23 protein-coding genes are annotated in these 20535 nt (G+C 64.8%); 1 reads left to right on the top strand and 22 read right to left on the bottom strand.

What is annotated here, in order from left to right; all coding sequences use genetic code 11:
- The 22 genes from nuoN to ACFX59_RS16705 all read right to left on the bottom strand — a co-directional run bounded on the left by nuoN (position 1) and on the right by ACFX59_RS16705 (position 19809).
- Positions 1-1464 carry an NADH-quinone oxidoreductase subunit NuoN gene (gene nuoN, locus ACFX59_RS16810; protein ID WP_354294737.1) on the bottom strand — a complete coding sequence of 488 codons (1464 nt, stop codon included), beginning with the start codon at positions 1462-1464 and terminating at the stop codon, positions 1-3.
- On the bottom strand, positions 1464-3014 hold the full coding sequence (locus ACFX59_RS16805; RefSeq protein ID WP_387433961.1) for an NADH-quinone oxidoreductase subunit M: 1551 nt from the start codon (positions 3012-3014) through the stop codon (positions 1464-1466). The genes nuoN and ACFX59_RS16805 overlap by 1 nt, the downstream gene beginning before the upstream one ends.
- A 7-nt stretch (positions 3015-3021) precedes the next feature.
- On the bottom strand, positions 3022-5142 hold the full coding sequence (nuoL, locus tag ACFX59_RS16800; RefSeq protein WP_387433910.1) for an NADH-quinone oxidoreductase subunit L: 2121 nt from the start codon (positions 5140-5142) through the stop codon (positions 3022-3024).
- A gap of 5 nt (positions 5143-5147) precedes the next feature.
- Positions 5148-5456 carry an NADH-quinone oxidoreductase subunit NuoK gene (gene nuoK, locus ACFX59_RS16795; protein ID WP_375244588.1) on the bottom strand — a complete coding sequence of 103 codons (309 nt, stop codon included), beginning with the start codon at positions 5454-5456 and terminating at the stop codon, positions 5148-5150.
- Entirely contained in the window at positions 5453-6064 is a 612-nt protein-coding gene (locus ACFX59_RS16790; protein WP_007404217.1) for an NADH-quinone oxidoreductase subunit J, read from the bottom strand. Before ACFX59_RS16790 ends, nuoK begins: the two co-directional genes overlap by 4 nt.
- 49 nt (positions 6065-6113) lie before the next feature.
- Positions 6114-6599: an NADH-quinone oxidoreductase subunit NuoI gene (gene nuoI, locus ACFX59_RS16785; RefSeq protein ID WP_042483186.1), complete on the bottom strand. Its 486-nt coding sequence runs from the start codon at positions 6597-6599 to the stop codon at positions 6114-6116.
- Complete coding sequence (gene nuoH, locus ACFX59_RS16780; RefSeq protein WP_307099710.1) at positions 6596-7651, bottom strand: NADH-quinone oxidoreductase subunit NuoH; 1056 nt, start codon at positions 7649-7651, stop codon at positions 6596-6598. The genes nuoI and nuoH overlap by 4 nt, the downstream gene beginning before the upstream one ends.
- Positions 7648-9666 (bottom strand): NADH-quinone oxidoreductase subunit NuoG, encoded by a 2019-nt coding sequence (nuoG, locus tag ACFX59_RS16775; RefSeq protein WP_387433906.1) that lies wholly within the window; start codon positions 9664-9666, stop codon positions 7648-7650. Before nuoG ends, nuoH begins: the two co-directional genes overlap by 4 nt.
- Complete coding sequence (nuoF, locus tag ACFX59_RS16770; RefSeq protein ID WP_007404054.1) at positions 9666-10976, bottom strand: NADH-quinone oxidoreductase subunit NuoF; 1311 nt, start codon at positions 10974-10976, stop codon at positions 9666-9668. Before nuoF ends, nuoG begins: the two co-directional genes overlap by 1 nt.
- A complete protein-coding gene (locus ACFX59_RS16765) occupies positions 10976-11650 on the bottom strand; it encodes an NAD(P)H-dependent oxidoreductase subunit E (protein ID WP_307099716.1) in 675 nt (224 codons plus the stop codon). The genes nuoF and ACFX59_RS16765 overlap by 1 nt, the downstream gene beginning before the upstream one ends.
- The gene (locus ACFX59_RS16760; RefSeq protein WP_309698210.1) at positions 11650-11955 is read right to left on the bottom strand and encodes a nuclear transport factor 2 family protein; all 306 of its coding nucleotides are present in this window, start codon (positions 11953-11955) and stop codon (positions 11650-11652) included. Before ACFX59_RS16760 ends, ACFX59_RS16765 begins: the two co-directional genes overlap by 1 nt.
- A gap of 41 nt (positions 11956-11996) precedes the next feature.
- Positions 11997-13232, bottom strand: a complete 1236-nt coding sequence (locus tag ACFX59_RS16755) for an NADH-quinone oxidoreductase subunit D (RefSeq protein WP_387433902.1) — start codon at positions 13230-13232, stop codon at positions 11997-11999.
- Positions 13229-14065 (bottom strand): NADH-quinone oxidoreductase subunit C, encoded by an 837-nt coding sequence (locus ACFX59_RS16750; RefSeq protein ID WP_387433899.1) that lies wholly within the window; start codon positions 14063-14065, stop codon positions 13229-13231. Before ACFX59_RS16750 ends, ACFX59_RS16755 begins: the two co-directional genes overlap by 4 nt.
- Entirely contained in the window at positions 14062-14646 is a 585-nt protein-coding gene (locus tag ACFX59_RS16745) for a NuoB/complex I 20 kDa subunit family protein (RefSeq protein ID WP_387433897.1), read from the bottom strand. The genes ACFX59_RS16750 and ACFX59_RS16745 overlap by 4 nt, the downstream gene beginning before the upstream one ends.
- Positions 14637-15011 carry an NADH-quinone oxidoreductase subunit A gene (ndhC, locus tag ACFX59_RS16740; protein ID WP_056438114.1) on the bottom strand — a complete coding sequence of 125 codons (375 nt, stop codon included), beginning with the start codon at positions 15009-15011 and terminating at the stop codon, positions 14637-14639. Before ndhC ends, ACFX59_RS16745 begins: the two co-directional genes overlap by 10 nt.
- 195 nt (positions 15012-15206) lie before the next feature.
- A complete protein-coding gene (locus ACFX59_RS16735) occupies positions 15207-16019 on the bottom strand; it encodes an inositol monophosphatase family protein (protein ID WP_056438117.1) in 813 nt (270 codons plus the stop codon).
- A gap of 127 nt (positions 16020-16146) precedes the next feature.
- On the bottom strand, positions 16147-16710 hold the full coding sequence (gene efp, locus ACFX59_RS16730; RefSeq protein WP_007403968.1) for an elongation factor P: 564 nt from the start codon (positions 16708-16710) through the stop codon (positions 16147-16149).
- A 72-nt stretch (positions 16711-16782) separates the two neighbouring features.
- Entirely contained in the window at positions 16783-17394 is a 612-nt protein-coding gene (locus tag ACFX59_RS16725; protein ID WP_387433891.1) for a M23 family metallopeptidase, read from the bottom strand.
- 133 nt (positions 17395-17527) lie between these two features.
- On the bottom strand, positions 17528-18211 hold the full coding sequence (thiE, locus tag ACFX59_RS16720; RefSeq protein WP_387433888.1) for a thiamine phosphate synthase: 684 nt from the start codon (positions 18209-18211) through the stop codon (positions 17528-17530).
- 104 nt (positions 18212-18315) lie between these two features.
- Positions 18316-19224, bottom strand: coding sequence for a class I fructose-bisphosphate aldolase (locus ACFX59_RS16715; RefSeq protein WP_387433886.1), 909 nt, complete (start codon positions 19222-19224; stop codon positions 18316-18318).
- 31 nt (positions 19225-19255) lie between these two features.
- Positions 19256-19582, bottom strand: coding sequence for a type II toxin-antitoxin system PemK/MazF family toxin (locus ACFX59_RS16710; RefSeq protein WP_261268150.1), 327 nt, complete (start codon positions 19580-19582; stop codon positions 19256-19258).
- On the bottom strand, positions 19579-19809 hold the full coding sequence (locus ACFX59_RS16705; protein ID WP_309696361.1) for a ribbon-helix-helix protein, CopG family: 231 nt from the start codon (positions 19807-19809) through the stop codon (positions 19579-19581). Before ACFX59_RS16705 ends, ACFX59_RS16710 begins: the two co-directional genes overlap by 4 nt.
- A gap of 119 nt (positions 19810-19928) precedes the next feature.
- On the opposite strand from ACFX59_RS16705, the gene ACFX59_RS16700 reads away from it, so the two are divergent.
- Positions 19929-20447, top strand: coding sequence for a TlpA family protein disulfide reductase (locus tag ACFX59_RS16700; RefSeq protein ID WP_387433881.1), 519 nt, complete (start codon positions 19929-19931; stop codon positions 20445-20447).
- Positions 20448-20535 lie beyond the last annotated feature (88 nt).

Raw genomic sequence — 20535 nt, 5'->3', positions numbered from 1 at the left:
TCAGAACAGAGCCCGCGCCGCCGCGAGCGACCAGGCGCCCAGCACCGGGATCAGCAGATAGCCGACCGGCGACACGAACAGCGCCGACAGCGCAATCAGGCCGTTCTCGACCGGCTGCGCATCGCTATTGTCCCAGGCCCCGACGGGCTCGTCGAAGAACATCGTCTTGACGATGCGGAGATAATAATAGGCACCGATCACCGAGGCGACGACACCGATCACCGCCAGCGGGAACAGCCCCGCCGCGACCGCCGCGTTGAACACCGCGAACTTGGCATAGAAGCCGAGCAGCGGCGGAATGCCCGCGACCGAGAACATGAAGAAGGCCATCGCCCAGGCGAGCGCCGGACGCGTGCGGGACAGGCCCGACAGGCTGGCGATCGACTCCATCGGATTGCCCTGCTCGTCGCGCATGCGGATGACGATCAGGAACGCACCCAGCGTCATGATGACGTAGATGGTCAGATAGGTCAGCACCGCCGCGACGCCCTGTGCCGTGCCGGCTGCCAGACCGATCAGCGCGAAGCCGACATTGTTGATCGACGAATAGGCGAGCAGCCGCTTGATGTTGGTCTGGCCGATCGCCGCCACGGCGCCGAGAATGATCGACGCCAGTGCGGCGAAGGTCACGATCTGCTGCCACTGCTGCACCGCCGAGCCCATGGCCTCGACCGCGACGCGGATCGCCAGCGCCATCGCCGCGACCTTGGGGGCGGAGGCGAAGAAGGCGGTCACCGGGGTCGGTGCGCCCTCATAGACGTCCGGGGTCCACATGTGGAACGGCACCGCCGACATCTTGAACGCGAGGCCCGCAAACACGAACACCAGGCCGAACATCAGGCCCAGCGAGCGCGTCCCCATCGCCGCATCACGGCCATAGGCGCCTGCGATCTGCGCGAAGTCGGTCGAGCCGGTGAAACCATAGACGAGCGAGATGCCGTAGAGCAGGATGCCCGACGCCAGCGCGCCCAGCACGAAATATTTCAGGCCCGCTTCGGCCGAGCGGCCATCGCGCCGCATGAAGCTGGCCAGCACATAGGCCGACAGACTCTGCAGCTCCAGACCGACATAGAGCGTCAGCAGATCACCCGCCGACACCATCATGCCCATGCCGACCGACGAGAGCAGCATCAGGATCGGATATTCGGGACGCAAATCCTCACCCGGCGAGCGGGCGAAGAAGCGCGGCGCCATGATGATCGCCACTGCGGTCGCCAGATAGATCAGGACCTTGGCGAAACCGGCAAAGGCATCCGCCCGGTACAGGCCGCCAAAGGCCAGCCCGCCCGTGGTCGCCGGACCGGCGAGCGCGACCATTGCCCCCGCCAGCACGAACACCGCCGCAATGGAGATCCCGCGCGTCGAGGCGGTTCCGCCCCAGGCGGCGACGAGCATCAGCGCGATCGCGCCGAGGGTCAGCACCAGCTCGGGCAGGACCATCAAGAGGTTCAACGAATAGCTCATCAGTGCGCCTCCCCGTGCGCAGCTTGGTGCTCAGGGGCATGGGTGGTGGCCAGCGCCGGGTTACCGGCGGTGGGGCGGCTGTCCGAACCGGGGTTGGCCCGGTCGATCCGCTGGAGCAGGATCGTCACGTCCTTGCGCATCGGCGCCAGGAAGCTTTCCGGATAGACACCCATCCACAAAGTTACCGCCGCGATCGGGGCCAGCAGCCAGAGCTCACGCGCAGACATGTCGGGCATCGCCGCCACCTCGTCCGACTTGATCTCGCCATAAGCGATCCGCCGGTAGAGATAGAGCATATACGCCGCACCCAGGATGATGCCCGTGGTGCAGAGCAGCGCGGTCCAGGTCGACACCTGATAGGTGCCCATCAGCGACAGGAACTCGGCGACGAAGCCGCTGGTACCCGGCAGACCGATCGACGCCATGGTGAAGAACAAGAAGAACACGGCGTATTTCGGCATGTTGATCGACAGACCACCATAGCGCGCGATCTCACGGGTGTGGAGCCGGTCATAGATGACGCCGACGCACAGGAACAGCGCGCCCGATACCAGACCATGGCTGAGCATCATGATCATCGCACCCTCAATGCCCTGCTGATTGAAGGCATAGAGGCCAATGGTCACGATCGCCATATGGGCGACCGACGAATAGGCGATCAGCTTCTTCATGTCGGACTGCACCAGCGCTACCAGCGAGGCATAGATCACCGCCACCGCCGACAGCGCGAAGATCAGCCAGGTCAGCTGTCCGCTCGCCTCCGGGAACATCGGCAGCAGGAAGCGCAGGAAGCCATAGCCACCCAGCTTCAGCAGGACGCCCGCCAGGATGACAGACCCCGCCGTCGGCGCCTGGACGTGCGCGTCCGGAAGCCAGGTGTGGACCGGCCACATCGGCATCTTGACCGCGAACGAGGCAAAGAAGGCGACCCACAACCAGGTCTGGACCGAGGCCGGGAAGTCATAGGCGAGAAGCGCCGGGATCGAGGTCGTGCCCGCCGTGCGCGCCATATAGAGCATCGCGACGAACATCAGCAGCGAGCCGAGCAGCGTGTACAGGAAGAACTTGTACGACGCGTAGATGCGGTTCGCCCCGCCCCAGATGCCGATGATCAGATACATCGGGATCAGGCCGGCTTCAAAGAAGACGTAGAAGAGGAACAGGTCCTGCGCCGCGAAGGTGCCGATCATCAGCACCTCGGTGAACAGGAACAGCCCCATATATTCGGGAACGCGCTTGTCGATCGAGCGCCAGCTGGCCCCGATGCAGATCGGCATCAGGAACACGCTGAGCATGATCAGCAGCAGCGCGAAGCCGTCGATGCCGAGCGACCAGCCGAACGGACCGAAGATGCCGGGGGCATGTTCGACGAACTGCCACTGCGCGCCGCCCACGTCGAACTGCGTCCAGAGCACGATGCCCAGGACGAAGTCGACCAGCGTGGCGGCCAGCGCCAGCATCCGCGCGCCCTGCGCGTTGAGGAAGAGGCAGGCGATCGCGGCAACAGCCGGGACCGCCAGCATGACGGAGAGGATCGGGAAGCCCTGCATCACGCGATCAACCCAAAATGGCCCAGGTGACGGCCGCGGTCAGGCCGATCAACATGACGAACGCATAGCTGTAGAGGTATCCCGTCTGGAAGCGCGCCGCACCCTTGCTGCCTTGCTGGATAAGCCAGGCAACGCCGTTGGGGCCGAAGCGGTCGATCGTCTTCTCGTCGCCACGGTGCCACAGGAACCGGCCGATCGCGAAGGCGGGGCGCACGAAAAGGAAATGGTAGATCTCGTCGAAATACCATTTGTTGAGGAGGAAGCGGTACAGGATGCGGAACTGGTCCGCGAACTTGGCCGGGAATTCCGGCGCACGGATATAGGTCAGATACGCGGTCAGCAGACCGAGCAGCATCACCACCGTCGCCGACAGCTTCACCCACACCGGCACGCCGTGCATCGAGTGCATCAGGTGCTCGTTGAAGGCGATCGCGCCCTTCCAATAGCTCTCGCCCGCCTCCGGCTCGATGAACCAGCCGTGGAAGACGAAGCCCGCCGCGATCGCGCCGATCGACAGGACGATCAGCGGGATCAGCATGACCAGTGGGCTTTCATGCGGATGATAGCCACCGGTGCCCTCGGGCAGGTCGGTATGCGCCGGACCATGGACATGCGGTTCGTCACCGGCGTCCTCGGCATGGGCGACATTGTGATGCGCCTCGTCGTGATGATGCGCGTCATGACCATGCGCATGATCGTCATGGCCGTGGCCATGCGCGTCGTGCAGCGCGTGCTGGATATGCTCCGACCCGGTCCAGCGCGGCTTGCCCCAGAAGGTCAGGAACATCAGGCGCCACGAATAGAAGCTGGTCAGCAGCGCGGCGATCACGCCCGCCCAGAAGGCGAAGCCCGACCCACCCGCATAGGCGACCTCGATGATCGCGTCCTTCGAATGGAAGCCCGCGAAACCGAACGCCATCGGGTTGCCGAACAGAGCCGGAATACCGACGCCGGTGATCGCCAGCGTGCCCATCATCATCGCCCAGAAGGTGAGCGGGATGTGGCGACGCAGGCCGCCATAGTAACGCATGTCCTGCTCGTGATGCATAGCATGGATCACCGAACCCGCACCCAGGAACAGCAGCGCCTTGAAGAAGGCGTGCGTGAACAGGTGGAACATCGCCGCGCCGTACGCACCGACGCCAGCCGCGAAGAACATATAGCCGAGCTGCGAACAGGTCGAATAGGCGATGACGCGCTTGATGTCGGTCTGCACCGTGCCGACGGTCGCGGCAAAGAAGCAGGTGCAGGCGCCGATCACGGTGATGACGCCAAGAGCGGTCGGCGACGTCTCGAACATCGGCGACAGGCGGCACACCATGAACACGCCCGCAGTCACCATGGTCGCGGCGTGGATCAGCGCCGACACCGGGGTCGGGCCTTCCATCGCGTCCGGCAGCCAGGTGTGGAGACCCAGCTGCGCCGACTTGCCCATCGCACCGACGAACAGCAGCAGGCAGAGCACGGTCATCGTGTCGAAGCGATAGCCGAGGAACCCGATGGTCGAACCCGCCATGGTCGGCGCGGCCGCCAGGATTTCGGGGATCGACACCGTCTTGAACACCAGGAAGGTGCCGAAGATGCCGAGCATGAAGCCCAGGTCGCCGACGCGGTTGACGACGAACGCCTTGATCGCGGCCGCATTGGCCGAGGGCTTGCGGAACCAGAAACCGATCAGCAGGTAGGACGCGAGACCCACGCCTTCCCAGCCGAAGAACATCTGGACCAGATTGTCCGCCGTCACGAGCATCAGCATCGCGAAGGTGAAGAGGCAGAGATAGGCGAAGAAGCGCGGCTGATCCGGCTCCTCGCTCATATAGCCCCAGCTATAGAGATGGACGAGCGCCGAGACGCTGGTGATGACCACCAGCATGATCGCGGTCAGCGAGTCGACGCGCAGCGCCCAGTCGACCGACATGTCGCCGCTGGTGATCCAGTGGAGCACCGGCGTGACCGTCGCGACATTGGCGCCTGACAGATAGCCGATGAAGATCGGCCAGGACAGCGCACAGGAAATGAACAGCGCGCCGGTCGTGACGACCTTGGCGGGCACGTTCCCGATGGCCTTGTTGCCGAACCCCGCAATGGCGGCGGCCAGCAACGGCAGGAAGACGATAGCGAGGATCAACCCGATTACCCCTTCATCCGGTTGACGTCGTCGACCGCGATGGTGCCGCGGCCACGGAAATAGATGACCAGGATCGCCAGACCGATCGCCGATTCACCGGCAGCCACGGTCAGCACGAACATGGCGAAGACCTGCCCCACCAGATCGTGAAGCGCGGCCGAGAAGGCGACGAGGTTCAAGTTCACGGCGAGCAGGATCAGCTCGATCGCCATGAGGATGACGATCAGGTTCTTCCGGTTCAGGAAGATACCCAGCACCCCCATGGTGAACAGGATCGCTGCGACGACCAGATAATGGACGAGACCGATCGTCACAGTTCCACCCCCTGCCCGATGGGCTGATTGATGTTACGGATCGCCTCATGCGGCTGACGCGCATTCTGCTTGGCGATGTTCTGCGGACGGACGCCGCCGCGCTTGCGATGCGTGAGCACGATCGCGCCGATCATCGCGACGAGCAGGACCAGGCCCGCACCCTCGAAGATGAACAGGTAGCGCGTGTACAGCAGGTTGCCGATCGCCTGGATGTTGGACACCTCAGGCGCGATCGGGGCCGCACGGGCCGCCAGCTGAACGCCGCCGACGCTCCAAGCCTGGAAGGCGATGATGACCTCGGCCAGCAGGGCGACGGCGAGTGCCAGGCCCAGCGGCAGATAGCGCGCAAAGCCCGCCCGCATCGCCGCGACCTCGATATCGAGCATCATGACGACGAAGAGGAACAACACCGCGACCGCGCCCACATAGACGATGACGAGCAGCATCGCGATGAACTCGGCCCCGCACAGCACCATGAGGCCCGCAGCGTTGAAGAACGCCAGGATCAGCCACATGACCGAGTGCACCGGATTGCGCGACGCGATCGTGAGCCCAGCGGACACGATCACCACGGTCGCGAAAATATAGAAGGCGATAGCCTGTATCACTGCCTGTCAGGCCCCTTTTCTGTCCGCCCCGAACCGTTGGTCGCGGGCTTTAACGGTACGGCGCATCGGCGGCAAGGTTCGCCGCGATCGCGCTTTCCCAGCGGTCACCGTTATCGAGCAACTTCGACTTGTCGTAGATCAGCTCTTCGCGGGTCTCGGTCGAAAATTCGAAGTTCGGACCCTCGACGATCGCATCGACCGGGCAGGCCTCCTGGCACAGCCCGCAATAGATGCACTTGGTCATGTCGATGTCGTAGCGCGTCGTGCGGCGGCTGCCGTCGTCGCGGGGTTCCGCCTCGATCGTGATCGCCTGGGCGGGGCAGATCGCCTCGCACAGCTTGCACGCGATGCACCGCTCCTCGCCATTGGGGTAGCGACGCAGCGCGTGCTCGCCCCGAAAGCGCGGAGAGATGGGGTTCTTCTCGAACGGATAGTTGATCGTCGCCTTCGGCTTGAAGAAGTAGCGAAGGGTCAGCGCATGCCCCTTCACGAACTCCCACAGCGTAAAAGCCTTGACGTACTGAGCGACGCTCATGCCGGAACTCCCACGCGCGCATACATCAGCACGCCAGACACCAAGAATACCCAGAACAGCGACACCGGCAGGAACACCTTCCAGCCCAGCCGCATCAGCTGGTCGTACCGATAGCGCGGTACGGTCGCCTTCACCCACGAAAAGACGAAGAAGAAGAAGCACATCTTCAAAAGCAGCCAGACGATACCCGGCACGGCATAAAGCGGCGCCCAGTCGAGCGGCGGCAGATAGCCACCCCAGAACAGGATCGCGTTCAGCGCGCACATCAGGATGACGTTGGCATACTCGCCCAGCCAGAACAGCGCGAACGACATCGAGCTATATTCGGTCTGGTAACCCGCGACGAGCTCCGACTCCGCTTCGGTCAGGTCGAACGGCGCGCGCTGCGTCTCGGCCAGCGCCGAGATGAAGAACATCACCGCCATCGGGAAGAGCAGCGGATTGAGGAAGAAGCCGTTGACCGGAATCCCCAGCACGCTCTTCTGCGCCTCGACGATGTCGGTCAGGTTGAAGCTGCCCGACCACATCACGACCGAAATCAGGATGAAGCCGATCGCGACTTCATAGGACACCATCTGCGCGGCCGCACGAAGCGCCGAGTAGAAGGGATATTTCGAGTTCGATGCCCAGCCCGACAGGATCACGCCGTACACGCCCAGCGACGAGGCGGCGAGGACATAGAGCAGGCCGACATTGATGTTGGCGACGACCACGCCCGGCTGGAACGGCACCACCGCCCAGACGATCAGCGCGACCGTGAAGGTGATGATCGGCGCCAGCAGGAACAGTCCACGATTGGCGGCGGCCGGAACGATGGTTTCCTGAAGGAAGACCTTCAGACCGTCGGCGAAGGACTGGAGCAGACCGAAGGGGCCGACCACGTTCGGACCACGGCGCAGCGCCATCGCCGCCCAGATCTTGCGGTCGACATAGATGACCATCGCGACCGCCAGCATCAGCGGCAGCGCGATCGCCAGAATCCCGACCAAGGTCGCGATCGTCCAGGCCCAGCCATAAGGAAGGCCGAGCGTCGTGTTGAAAAACGCGGTCACTCCGCTGCCTCCGCATAGCTCTCACCATGGACCAGTTCGGCCGAGCAGCGCTGCATCGTCGGGCTGGCGCGGCAGATCGCGTTGGTGAGGTAGAAGTCCTTGATCGGATAGCCCTCGATCGTGCCCGACGCGGTCGCGTTCAGCGACGGTGCGGCCCAGTCGAAGGTGACAAGACCGACCTGGCCCAGCGCGGGAACCTCGGCGGCCATGGCGGCGCGGAGTTCGTCCAGCGTGTCGAACTTCAGGGTCTGGCCCAGAACCTCGGACAGCGCGCGGAAGATCGTCCAGTCGTCACGCGCGTCGCCCGGCGCGAACACCGCCCGCTCGCCGCGCTGCACCCGGCCCTCGAGGTTGACCCAGGTGCCCGACTTCTCGGCATAGGTCGCGCCCGGCAGGATGACATCGGCGTGATGCGCACCCTTGTCGCCATGATGGCCGACGAACACCTTGAAGCTGCTGCCGAACTTGGCGAAATCGACCTCGTCGGCGCCCAGGAAAAAGGCGAGCTTCGGCGCAGCCGCGACCACGTCGGCGATACCGCCCTTCTGCGCATAGCCGAGCATCAGCCCGCCCATGCGCGCGGCCGCCATGTGGACGACATTATAGCCGTTCCAGGCCGAACCGTCTTCCAGCGTCCGCACCAGATTAAACTGGTCGACCAGCTTCAGGCTCGCGCCATGCGCGCCCTTGATCGCACCGCCACCGACGACGACCATCGGACGCGCGGCCTTGCCGAACAGCTCGGTCACCGCCTCGGGCAGGTTGCCCAGCACCGACAGGTCGGCGCCCAGCCACTCGACCTTGTAGGTCAGGTCGGTTTCGGGGCCGATCGCGAAGACCTTGGCGCCCTTCTTGATCGCCTTGCGGATACGGGTGTTCACCAGCGGCGCTTCCCAGCGCAGATTGGTGCCGATCAGCAGGATCGCATCGGCGCGCTCGACGCCCGCGATGGTCGTGTTGAAGTTGACCGCGGCCAGGCTCGACGTGTCATAATCCATGCCGGTCTGGCGGCCCTCGAGCAGGCTCGAGCCCATCTTGGCCAGCAGCGCCTTGGCGGCGAACATCGTCTCGCAATCGACCTGATCGCCGGCGATCGCGGCAACGCTCGAACCGGCATTCACGTCACGGATCGCGGCGAAGGCCTCGTCCCAGGTCGCAGGCACCAGCTTGCCGTCGCGGCGGATGAACGGACGGTCGAGACGACGACGGACCAGGCCGTCGATCGCGTGACGCGTCTTGTCGCTCGCCCACTCCTCGTTCACCTCGTCATTGATGCGCGGCACGCAGCGCAGCACCTGACGACCACGGCTGTCGAGGCGGATATTGGTGCCGACCGCGTCCATCACGTCGATGGCGAGCGTCTTCTTCAGCTCCCAGGGACGCGCCTCGAACGCATAGGGCTTGGACGTCAGAGCGCCCACCGGGCACAGGTCGACGACATTGCCCGACAGCTCGCTCGACACGGCCTGTTCGAGATACGAAGTGATCTGCATGTTCTCGCCGCGATAGATCGCGCCGATTTCCTCCACGCCCGCGACCTCTTCGGCGAAGCGGACGCAGCGGGTGCACTGGATGCAGCGGGTCATGACCGTCTTGACGATCGGACCCATGTACTTCTCGGTGACGGCCCGCTTGTTCTCGTCATAGCGGCTATGGCCCTTGCCATAGGCCATGGATTGGTCCTGCAGGTCGCACTCGCCGCCCTGATCGCAGATCGGGCAGTCCAGCGGGTGGTTGATCAGCAGGAATTCCATCACGCCTTCGCGCGCGGCCTTCACCATCGGGGTGGTGGTGAAGATCTCCTGATTCTCCGCCGCCGGGAGCGCACACGACGCCTGCGGCTTGGGGGGCCCAGGCTTCACCTCGACGAGGCACATGCGGCAATTGCCCGCGATGGACAGCCGCTCATGATAGCAGAAGCGCGGGATTTCCTTGCCCGCAAGCTCGCAGGCCTGCAGCACGGTGGCGCCCTGCGGCACCTCGATCTCGACGCCGTCGACTTTGACCTTAGGCATTATTCGGCAGCTTCCATCATCGGGGCGTTGCCGCCCGTCTCGCCTTTGCGTTCGCGAATGCGACGTTCCATCTCCGGGCGGAAGTGGCGGATCAGGCCCTGGATCGGCCAGGCCGCCGCGTCGCCGAGCGCGCAGATGGTGTGGCCTTCGACCTGCTTCGTCACCTGGAACAGCGTGTCGATCTCGGAGACATCGGCATCGCCGGTGCGCATCCGCTCCATCACGCGCCACATCCAGCCGGTGCCTTCACGGCACGGGGTGCACTGGCCGCAGCTCTCATGCTTGTAGAAATAGGACAGACGGCTGATCGCGCGGACGATGTCGGTCGACTTGTCCATGACGATCACGGCCGCCGTGCCGAGACCCGATCCGACCGCCTTCAGGCCGTCGAAGTCCATCGGCGCATCCATGATCTCGGCGGCGGGCACCAAAGGCACCGACGAACCACCCGGGATCACCGCGAGCAGATTGTCCCAGCCGCCGCGAATGCCACCGCAATGGCGCTCGATCAGCTCGCGGAAGCTGATCGACATGCTTTCCTCGACCACGCAGGGACGATCGACATGGCCGGAGATCTGGAAGAGCTTCGTGCCCTTGTTGTTCTCGCGCCCGAAGGACGAGAACCACTCGGCGCCGCGCCGCAGGATCGTCGGGGCGACCGCGATCGACTCGACATTGTTGACCGTGGTCGGGCAGCCATAGAGGCCCGCACCCGCCGGGAAAGGCGGCTTCAGGCGCGGCTGGCCCTTCTTGCCTTCCAGGCTTTCGATCATCGCGGTCTCTTCGCCGCAGATATAGGCGCCCGCGCCACGATGGACGAAGACGTCGAAGTCATAGCCCGAGCCGCAGGCATTCTTGCCCAGGAAACCCCGGTCATAGGCCTCGGCCACGGCTGCGAACAGCGTCTCGGCCTCGCGGATATATTCGCCGCGAATATAGATATAGGCCGCCCGCGCGCGCATCGCGAAGCCCGCGACCAGCGCGCCTTCGATCAGCTTGTGCGGATCGTGGCGGATGATCTCGCGGTCCTTGCACGAACCCGGCTCGGACTCGTCGGCATTGATGACCAGGAAGCTCGGACGGTCGGGGCGCGGTTCCTTGGGCATGAAGCTCCACTTCATGCCGGTCGGGAAGCCCGCACCGCCGCGCCCGCGCAGACCCGACGCCTTGATGACGTCGATGATCTTGTCCTGGCCCAGCTCGAGCAGCGCCTTGGTATTGTCCCAATCGCCGCGCTTCATCGCCGCGTCGACGTTCCACGGCTGATAACCGTAGAGATTGGTGAAAATGCGGTCCTTGTCAGCGAGCATTATGCGCCCCACTCCCCGCGATAGTCGTGATTGTCGCCGACCATGGCGGTCAGCGTGGTCGGACCGCCCAGCGGCTCGACCGTGTGGCGCCCCGGCTCCTGCGTACCGGTCTTGGGGCTCTCGCCGCGTGCCAGCGCTTCCAGGATCGTGACCGTGCGGTCGTAATCCAGATCCTCGTAATTGTCGTCGTTGATCTGGACCATCGGCGCGGAGGCGCAATTGCCCATGCACTCGACCTCGGTCAGCGTGAACAGGCCGTCGGGCGTGGTCTTGCCCTTGATCAGCCCCTTGTTCTTGCACGCCGCCAGCACGTCGTCCGACCCGCGCAGCATGCACGGCGTCGTGCCGCACACCTGGACGTGATAGCGGCCGACCGGCGCCAGGTTGAACATCGTATAGAAGGTCGCGACCTCATAGATGCGCATATAGGCGACACCCAGCTGGCGCGCGACGAACTCGATCACCGGCACGGGCAACCAGCCTTGCGTCTGCGTCTCCGCCCCCACCTGGCGCTGGGCCAGATCGAGGAACGGGATCGAGCAGGACTGTTCGCGACCCTTGGGATAGCGCGCGAGGATCTCGTTCGCCTTCTTCTGGTTCTCGTCCGTCCAGGCGAAATTGCCCCAGCGGGCGCGGACTTCGGCCTCGTCGGGAATGATGGCTGCGTCGGCCATTAGCGAATGAACTCCACGCGCGACACCTTGTCGTTCTCGAAGGAATAGATGGACATGACCTCGAACGCCTCGCCACCCGGCGCGCGTTCGACCTTTTCATGCAGCAGCACGGTCTCGCCGAACGCCTGGTCGGCGACGATCTCGGCGCGGTTCTGCGGGAACTGCGCGAACATCGCCTTCAGCCCTGAACGCACGCCCTCGCGCCCGTCGCGCAGGACGGCACCGCGATAGCCCGCTTCGCAGGCATCCTCGGTCATCAGCGCGACATAGGCGTCAGCGTCCTGCGCATTGTAATGCGCGATCATTTCGCGAGCGATCGCGACGCGCCGGGCGGTGTCGACTCCGCTCAACGGTCGCACTCCCCGAACACGATGTCCATCGCGCCCAGGATCGCGGTCGTGTCGGCCAGCATATGCCCCTTGGACATGAATTCCATGGCCTGGAGATGGCTGAACGCGGTCGGCCGGATCTTGCAGCGATAGGGTTTGTTCGATCCATCGGAGACGAGATACACGCCGAACTCGCCCTTGGGGCTTTCGGTCGCGACATATACCTCACCGGCGGGGACGTGATACCCTTCGGTATAAAGCTTGAAGTGGTGGATCAGCGCTTCCATCGAGCGCTTCATCTCACCGCGCTTGGGCGGCGTGACCTTGCGGTCGGTGGCGAGCACCGGACCCTCGGGCATCTGCGCCAGGCACTGCTTCATGATCCGGGCCGACTGGCGCACTTCCTCGACGCGCACCATGAACCGATCATAGCAGTCGCCACTGGTGCCGACCGGCACGTCGAAGTCGACCTTGTCATAGGCGTCATAGGGCTGCGACTTGCGCAGGTCCCAGGGGATGCCCGAGCCGCGGATCATCGGGCCGGAGAAGCCCCACTTGATCGCGTCCTCGCGGTTCACCACCGCGATGTCGACATTGCGCTGCTTGAAGATGCGGTTGTTCGCCACTAGGCCGATCGCATCCTCGAACAGGCGCGGCAGACGGGTGTCGAGCCAGTCGGCGATATCGGTCAGCAGCTTCAGCGGTACGTCCTGGTGGACACCGCCGACGCGGAAGTAATTCGCATGCATGCGCGCGCCCGAGGCCCGCTCATAGAAGTTCATGCAGTCTTCGCGAATTTCGAACAGCCACAGGTTCGGCGTCATCGCACCGACGTCCATGACGTGGCTGCCGATGTTGAGCATGTGGTTCGAGATGCGCGTCAGCTCGGCGAAGAACGTCCGCAGATATTGCGCGCGCAGCGGCACTTCCAGGTCGAGCAGCTTCTCGACCGCGAGCACATAGCTGTGCTCCATGCACATCGGCGAGCAGTAATCGAGGCGGTCGAAATAGGGCAGCGCCTGCGAATAGGTCTTGTACTCGATCAGCTTCTCGGTGCCGCGGTGCAGCAGGCCGACATGCGGATCGACCCGTTCGACGATCTCGCCGTCCAGCTCCATGACGAGGCGAAGCACGCCGTGCGCCGCCGGATGCTGCGGGCCGAAGTTGATCGTATAGTTCTGGATCGACACGTCACCCGTGGTCGGGTCGACGGCGTCGGTCTTGTGGAGCAGTTCGTCGACGTAGTCGCTCACTGATTCTGTCCTCCACCCTTGCCCGGCACGACGTCCGGATCCTGGGGCTTGCCGTCGGCCTTATTGCCCGGATGCGGTTCGCCCGCGCCCGTCTGCTTGGGGCTTTCGGTAGTCTTCACATCGGCGGCACGCGGCGCGGCGGTCTTGTCCGGCTCGGCACCGGCCTTCTTGACCGCATCGGCGCTGGCCGGGGTCTGCGCACCCTTGCCTTCGGGCTGCGCGCCCTTCTCGTCGCCGGGAAGCACATATTCGGCGCCTTCCCACGGGCTCTGGAAGTCGAAGTTGCGGAAGTCCTGCGCCAGCTTCACCGGCTCATAGACGACGCGCTTCTCTTCTTCCGAGTACCGCAGCTCGGTATAGCCGGTCAGCGGGAAGTCCTTGCGCAGCGGATGGCCGCGGAAGCCGTAATCGGTCAGGATGCGACGCAGGTCGCTATTGCCCGAGAACAGCACGCCGTACAGGTCATAGACCTCACGCTCCAGCCAGCCCGCGACCGGCCACAGGCCCGTCACCGACGGCACCGGCTTGTCCTCGTCGGTCGAGACATGGACGTGCAGGCGGTGGTTGCGGGTTAGCGAGAGCAGGCAATAGACCACCTCGAAACGCTCGTCGCGCTCGGGATAGTCGACGCCCGCAATCTCCATCAACTGCTGATATTCCAGCCCCTTGGTGTCGCGCAGCGCGATCATCGCGGGGACCAGGTTCGCACGGTCGACGACCAGCGCGACCTCGCCGACATGCTCGCGCGCGTCGAGCAGCCAAGGGCCGAGCGCGGCGCGCGCCGCATCGATCACGCCGTCATTCGCGGCGAAACGGGGAGCAGGCGCCCTCACCGTTCGATGCTCCCGGCACGGCGGATCTTCCGCTGCAACTGCATCACGCCGTACAGCAGCGCCTCGGCGGTCGGCGGGCAGCCGGGGACATAGATGTCCACGGGCACGATCCGGTCACAGCCGCGCACCACCGAATAGCTGTAATGGTAATAGCCGCCGCCATTGGCGCAGCTGCCCATCGAGATGACGTATTTCGGGTTCGACATCTGGTCGTACACACGACGCAGCGCCGGGGCCATCTTGTTGCACAGCGTACCCGCCACGATCATCACGTCCGACTGGCGAGGTGACGCGCGCGGCGCGGCGCCGAAGCGCTCCAGATCGTAACGCGGCATGTTCACGTGGATCATCTCCACCGCGCAGCACGCCAGACCGAAGGTCATCCACCAGAGCGAGCCGGTGCGCGCCCACTGGAACAGCTCCTCGGTCGAGGTGACGAGGAAGCCCTTGTCGGTCAGCTCGCCGTTCAGCCCGTCGAAAAAGCCCTGATCGGGCTGAATGACGGCCTGGCCATCATGGACGACTCCGCCATGGGCCTGCGGCTTGAACTCAACCGGACCGGAGTGAAGATTTACTCCCAATCCAACGCTCCCTTCTTCCACGCATAGACGAGACCCAGCGCGAGCTCGCCGATGAAGATCATCATCGAAAACCAGGCGGTCCAGCCGAGGCTGAAGACGCTTACCGCCCAGGGGTACAGAAATGCCGCTTCCAGATCGAAGATGATGAACAGGATCGCGACGAGGTAGAAACGCACGTCGAACTGGCTGCGCGGGTCTTCGAACGCGGGGAAGCCGCATTCATATTCGGACAACTTCTGCTCGTTGGGCTTATGGGCACCCGTCAGGCGCGCCACGAGCATCGGCAGAAACACGAAGGCCGTCGACAGAACCAGGGCAACGCCCAGGAACAGGAGGATCGGCAGATATTGCGACAGATCGACCAAGTTTTTCTCTCGCAGATGCGGAACTGGATGCGATTGGCTTTAGGCCGATGGGTCGGCCGGAGCAAGCCAGCGGAGGCATGAGAATGAATCGCAAGTGAACGCCCTCACCCGCCCTCATCCTCGAATTTTCAGATGGTAATTCAGTGGTTTGAACGCAAGAGGCATGATCCCTTGCGTTCAAATCCCACCAAATTCTTAACGCAGCGCGTTGGCCAGCAGCTTGTGCAGCTTGGAATGCAGGCCCTCATTGGCCGCCAGATACTCGCCGCGCTCGAGCGACTTGTCCGAACCCCGGAAGTCGCTGACGAAACCGCCCGCTTCTCGCACCAGCAGCATGCCCGCCGCCGCGTCCCAGGGCTTCAGGCCCGACTCCCAGAAACCGTCGTAACGACCGGCCGCGACCCAGGCGAGGTCGAGCGCGGCCGAGCCGAAGCGGCGGATGCCGGCCACCTGTGGCGCGATCGCACCGAAAATGCGGCTCCACTGGACGAAATCGCCATGTCCCAGGAACGGGATGCCGGTGGCGATCAGCGCCTCCGACAGATCGCGGCGCGACGACACGCGCAGGCGGCCGTCCTGCAACCAGGCGCCCCGGCCCTTTTCGGCCCAGAAGCTCTCGTCGGTCAGCGGCTGATAGATCAGGCCGGTCGTCACCTCGCGCTTGCCGTTCGCCAGCGGCTCCTCGACCGCAATCGAGATGGCGAAGTGCGGGATGCCGTGCAGGAAGTTTGAGGTGCCGTCGAGCGGATCGATGATGAAGCGCGGCTTGGACGGATCGCCCTTGATCTCGCCGCCCTCCTCCATGAGGAAGTTCCAGTCGGGACGCGCCTTCTTCAGTTCCTCGAAGACGGTTTCCTCGGCGCGCTTGTCGGCCATCGACACGAAGTCGGCGGGCCCCTTGCGGCTGACCTGGAGGTGCTGGACCTCGTTGAAGTCGCGGCGAAGACGCGGCGCGGCCTTGCGCGCGGCGCGTTCCATGATGGTGAGAAGCCCGGAGTGCGAGGCCATGATCGTCCTTTCGGTCGCGCCTCTGCATCTCGGGCGCTGGAAGTGAAAAGGCCCGCCGCGAACGACGGGCCGGGACGGCGGATGACGGTGTCGCGCTCAAGCCGCGCCGGTCATCCGCCGATACCGATTAGTCCGCGCGGCGGACGTAGGTCTGTTCGTACACGTCGACGACGATGCGCGTGCCGCTGGCGATGTGCGGCGGCACCATCACGCGGACGCCATTGTCGAGAATGGCGGGCTTGTACGACGAGGAGGCGGTCTGCCCCTTCACCACGGCGTCCGCCTCGACGATGGTGGCTTCGATCTGGTCGGGAAGCTGGACCGAGATCGGCTTTTCCTCGTGCAGTTCCATCACGACGTCCATGCCGTCCTGAAGGAATGCGGCGGCGTCGCCCAGCAGGTCGCGCGGCAGCGTGATCTGCTCATAGCTTTCCTTGTCCATGAAGGTCAGGTCGTCACCCTCGGCGAACAGGAACTGGAAGTCCTTGGTGTCGAGACGGACGCGCTCGACCGTCTCGGCGGAGCGGAAGCGGACGTTCGTCTTGCGGCCGTCGATGAGGTTCTTCATCTCGACCTGCATATACGCACCGCCCTTGCCGGGCTGGGTGTGCTGAATCTTCACGGCGCGCCAGATGCCGCCTTCATACTCGATGATGTTGCCGGGACGAATGTCCACGCCGCTGATCTTCATGGGTCTTCAACCTGCTGGAAAGAGCAAAGGATGCCGGGGCGTGGCGCCGCACGGCAGTCCGTGTGGCCTGCCTTAGCTCGAAGCGGTCTTTCCGGCAAGCAGCGGATAGGGATCGACCGGCTCGCCCTGCCACCAGCCATCCCCGGCGCGCATCCAGCTGATCGCGAAATGGAGATGGGTGTTGCCCGCCCCGGCATTGCCGCTGTCGCCGACATAGCCGACCACCTGCCCCTGGCGGACCGGCGCGCCCTCCGCGATGCCCGGCGCATAGCCCTGGAGATGCGCGTAATAGAGGCTCCAGCGGCCGTCGCGCGAACGGATATAAAGAGTATGCCCGCCGCGATCGCTGTCGAACAGCTTCTCGATCGTGCCGGCCAGCGCCGCGACGACCGGGGTTCCGGCGGGGGCGATCAGGTCGATCCCCTCATGCTTGCGCTTGCCGCCATCGCGCGGATCGCCCCAGTCATGATGCAGCGACCCCAGCGGATAATGCGCGATCGGCATGGCCAGCGCCGCCGAACTGCCCGCCACCGCCTGGCGGGCGGGGGCCGCGACCTCGGGCACCACCACCCGGCCCGGCCCGAAGGACAGCATCGACAGGAAGCCGCCGACCCCGATCACGATCAGCGCCAGCATCACCCAGCCGAAGCGCGATAACAGCCCCCTGCCCCCGCTCTGCTTCATGCCCCCTCCTTTGCATCCGGCCGCCCATCCCCAAGCAAACGCGAGGAGGGACGCTTGTTTCCGAAGCGCAACGGATGGGAGGGTTCTCGACCGCCCTTCGCCCCCGCAAGAAGCCGGGGGCGAAGCGGCGATATTATTTCAGCACCTCGGCAAAGGCCTTCACCGCGGCAGCCTCGTCGCCGTTCCACACCGCGCCCGACACGGCGAGGAAATCGGCCCCCGCCCGGACCAACGGCGCGGCATTGGCCGGGGTGATCCCGCCGATCGCGACGCAGGGCAGCTCGAACAGCGTCGACCACCAGGACAGGACGACCGGTTCCGGCCGGTGCGTCGTTTCCTTGGTCGTGGTCGGATAGAAGGCGCCGAACGCGACATAATCCGCGCCCGCCTCGCCCGCTTCCATCGCCAGGTGGCGGCTGTCGTGACAGGTCACACCGATCTGCACCGTCGGGCCCAGCACGTCGCGCGCCTCGCGCGCATCGCCATCCTCCTGCCCCAGATGGACACCATCCGCGCCGAGCCGCTTGGCCAGGCTGATGCTGTCATTGACGATGAAGGCCACCTCGCGATCCGCGCAGATACGCTGGAGCGGCTCGGCGAGCTTGGCGGCGGCGTGCTGATCCATGTCCTTCACGCGGAACTGGAATGCCGCGACCGGCCCGGCGTCGAGCGCGCGCGCCAGACGGTCGGGGAACGCCCCGGCGACGTCGAGCGGCGAGATGAGGTAGAGCTGGCATGGCGGCCGCCGCATGTCGCGCACGAAGGCGCTGGCGAATTCGGGATCGAGCGGGCCGAGGGGATCGTCTTCAAGCGTCATGCCTGTCCCCCTAGCGCGTGACGCGGCGTCCGTCACCTGGGGGCGGCGCATGGTGGAATGGGCGCCCCGGTTCCCCAACCGGAACGCCCAAGCCTGCCAAGGACTTATTCCTCGTTCTTGTAGATCGCGACCAGCTTGTCGAGCATCGCCAGCGCCTCGTCGCGCGGGCGCTGGAAGGTGTTGCGGCCGATGATCGAGCCGTTGCCGCCGCCGTCGCGAATGTCGCGCGCATCCTGATAGACGGCATCCGCCCCCTTGGCCGCGCCGCCCGAGAAGACGACGATGCGACGGCCCGCAAAGCTGGACTGGACGACGTGGCGCACCCGGTCGACCTGGTGAGACCAGTCGGTGCCTTCATAAGCGGACTTGGCCTCGGCCTGTTCGATATGGTCGGTGGGCAGCTTCACCTTGATGATGTGCGCGCCGAGCTGCGCCGCCATGTGCGCCGCATAGGCACCGACGTCGAGCGCCAGTTCACCGTCCTTGGTCAGCTTGCCGCCGCGTGGATAGCTCCAGATCACGGTGGCGAGCCCCGCCTCGCGCGCTTCGGCCGTCAGGATCGCGATCTGGTCCATCGCGTCGAAAATGCCGTCCGAGCCGGGATAGATGGTGAAGCCGATCGCCGCGCAGCCCAGCCGCACCGCGTCCTGCACGCTGCCCGTCACGGCTTGCGTGATCGAGGTGCCCCAGCTGTTCGAGCTGTTGATCTTCAGGATGGTCGGGATCTGGCCCGCGAACGTGTCCGCCCCGGCCTCCAGCATCCCCAGCGGCGCGGCATAGGCGGACAGCCCGGCATCGATCGCCAACTGGAAATGGTAATGCGGGTCATAGGCGGGCGGGTTGATCGCGAAGCTGCGCGCGGGCCCGTGTTCGAACCCCTGGTCGACCGGCAGGATGATCAGCTTGCCGGTGCCCCCCAGCCGCCCCTGCATCAGGATACGCGCCAGATTGGCCTTCACCGCCGCCGGCGTGGCTTCGTACTTGTCGAGAATGGCCTTCACGATCGGGGTCATCGATTCTCTCCGGATTGGGTTCGGGAACGGGTCAGAGCATCAGCCAGCGGCGCAGTGCCTGGTCGACCTGCTCCATCCGGGTGGGCGAAGCATGGCCGAGCAGTTTGACGATATGATTGCGCGGGATGGACAGGATTTTGTCGACCTGCACCTCGCACTCGACGGTCAGGCCGGTATGTTCGCGCGGGGAAAAGGCGACGCGGAACAGCGCCTCGCCCCCCACGACCGAGGTCATGGGACAGACGGTGATCGTATTGTGCGTCTCATTGTAAAGGTCGGACTGGACGACCAGGAACGGGCGGTGGTCGCCCCCCTCCCCCGTCGTCGCGAGCACGATGGCGGCGTGCGAGATCTTCACGCGTCCGCCTCCTGCGCCAGCGCGTTCCAGAAGGCGAAATCCTCCGGCGTGTCGCGCTTCGAGGCGCGAGTCGACTGGCGACGGGCCTCGCGGCGATAGGCCTCGTCATGCAGGTCGACATAGCGCCGCACCGCCTCGCGCGCGATGTCGCTCTTGCTGCGGCCCTGGGTCCGCGCGACGGCCGCCAGCCGTTCTTCCAATTCGGTGTCGAGACGGACGCCGAGCATCGCCATTCCTTCGTTTAACACGTTCAACGTAGCAAGTCCGACAAGTCGGATCAAGCGCCCTTGACGGCATAAAGTGTGCGCGATCATTCTGATGCGGGGCAGATGGGGGGAGTCTTGGGATGAAATGGTTGCGCTTCGCAGGGGCCGCGATGCTGGCCGTGACGCCCGTTGCGTCCCCGACCCTCGCCAAGTCCACGCCCAAGGTCGGCGACATGGCGCCCGATTTCGACCTGACGCTGATCGACGGCAGCCATGTCCGGCTGGCGGACCTGCGCGGACAGGTGATCGTGCTGAATTTCTGGGCGACATGGTGTGGGCCGTGTCGGGCGGAACTGCCGCTACTCGACCAATATCATCGCATCCAGGCACCGCATGGCCTGAAGGTCTTTGCGATCGCGACCGAGGATTCGCTGCCGCTCTACAAGCTGAAGCCATTGTTCGCCGCGATGACGATGCCATCGGCGCGGCGGATCAAGGGGCCCTATGCCACGCTGGGCGCGGTGCCGACCAATTACATCATCGATCGCAGCGGGCGGGTCCGCTACGCCAAGGCCGCCGCGTTCGAACTGAGCGACCTCAACCAGTTGCTGGTGCCGCTTCTAAAGGAAACCCCGTCGCCAGCGGCGACGGGGTCGTAGTTCCCTAATTTTCCTCCCCTTGCAGGGGGACTGTTTACACCGGCCGCATTGTGGATTCTTGTCTGTTCCTGTGATTTGAGGCGGGGGG

It is taken from the genome of Sphingomonas sp. NCPPB 2930, from assembly GCF_042867205.1.
In the GTDB taxonomy this organism is placed as follows: domain Bacteria; phylum Pseudomonadota; class Alphaproteobacteria; order Sphingomonadales; family Sphingomonadaceae; genus Sphingomonas.
This window is presented reverse-complemented; position numbering and strand designations above follow the sequence as displayed.

What these genes read in the sequence shown, in the direction of transcription:
- efp (WP_007403968.1), bottom strand. Translation starts at nt 16,710, where the DNA reads ATGAAGATCAGCGGCGTGGACATTCGTCCCGGCAACATCATCGAGTAT.
- nuoN (WP_354294737.1), bottom strand. Translation starts at nt 1,464, where the DNA reads ATGAGCTATTCGTTGAACCTCTTGATGGTCCTGCCCGAGCTGGTGCTG.
- nuoG (WP_387433906.1), bottom strand. Translation starts at nt 9,666, where the DNA reads ATGCCTAAGGTCAAAGTCGACGGCGTCGAGATCGAGGTGCCGCAGGGC.
- ACFX59_RS16715 (WP_387433886.1), bottom strand. Translation starts at nt 19,224, where the DNA reads ATGACCCCGATCGTGAAGGCCATTCTCGACAAGTACGAAGCCACGCCG.
- nuoF (WP_007404054.1), bottom strand. Translation starts at nt 10,976, where the DNA reads ATGCTCGCTGACAAGGACCGCATTTTCACCAATCTCTACGGTTATCAG.
- ACFX59_RS16700 (WP_387433881.1), top strand. Translation starts at nt 19,929, where the DNA reads ATGAAATGGTTGCGCTTCGCAGGGGCCGCGATGCTGGCCGTGACGCCC.
- ACFX59_RS16805 (WP_387433961.1), bottom strand. Translation starts at nt 3,014, where the DNA reads ATGCAGGGCTTCCCGATCCTCTCCGTCATGCTGGCGGTCCCGGCTGTT.
- thiE (WP_387433888.1), bottom strand. Translation starts at nt 18,211, where the DNA reads ATGACGCTTGAAGACGATCCCCTCGGCCCGCTCGATCCCGAATTCGCC.
- ACFX59_RS16760 (WP_309698210.1), bottom strand. Translation starts at nt 11,955, where the DNA reads ATGATCGCGCATTACAATGCGCAGGACGCTGACGCCTATGTCGCGCTG.
- ACFX59_RS16725 (WP_387433891.1), bottom strand. Translation starts at nt 17,394, where the DNA reads ATGAAGCAGAGCGGGGGCAGGGGGCTGTTATCGCGCTTCGGCTGGGTG.
- ACFX59_RS16705 (WP_309696361.1), bottom strand. Translation starts at nt 19,809, where the DNA reads ATGCTCGGCGTCCGTCTCGACACCGAATTGGAAGAACGGCTGGCGGCC.
- ACFX59_RS16735 (WP_056438117.1), bottom strand. Translation starts at nt 16,019, where the DNA reads ATGGCCTCGCACTCCGGGCTTCTCACCATCATGGAACGCGCCGCGCGC.
- ACFX59_RS16765 (WP_307099716.1), bottom strand. Translation starts at nt 11,650, where the DNA reads ATGGCCGACGCAGCCATCATTCCCGACGAGGCCGAAGTCCGCGCCCGC.
- nuoI (WP_042483186.1), bottom strand. Translation starts at nt 6,599, where the DNA reads ATGAGCGTCGCTCAGTACGTCAAGGCTTTTACGCTGTGGGAGTTCGTG.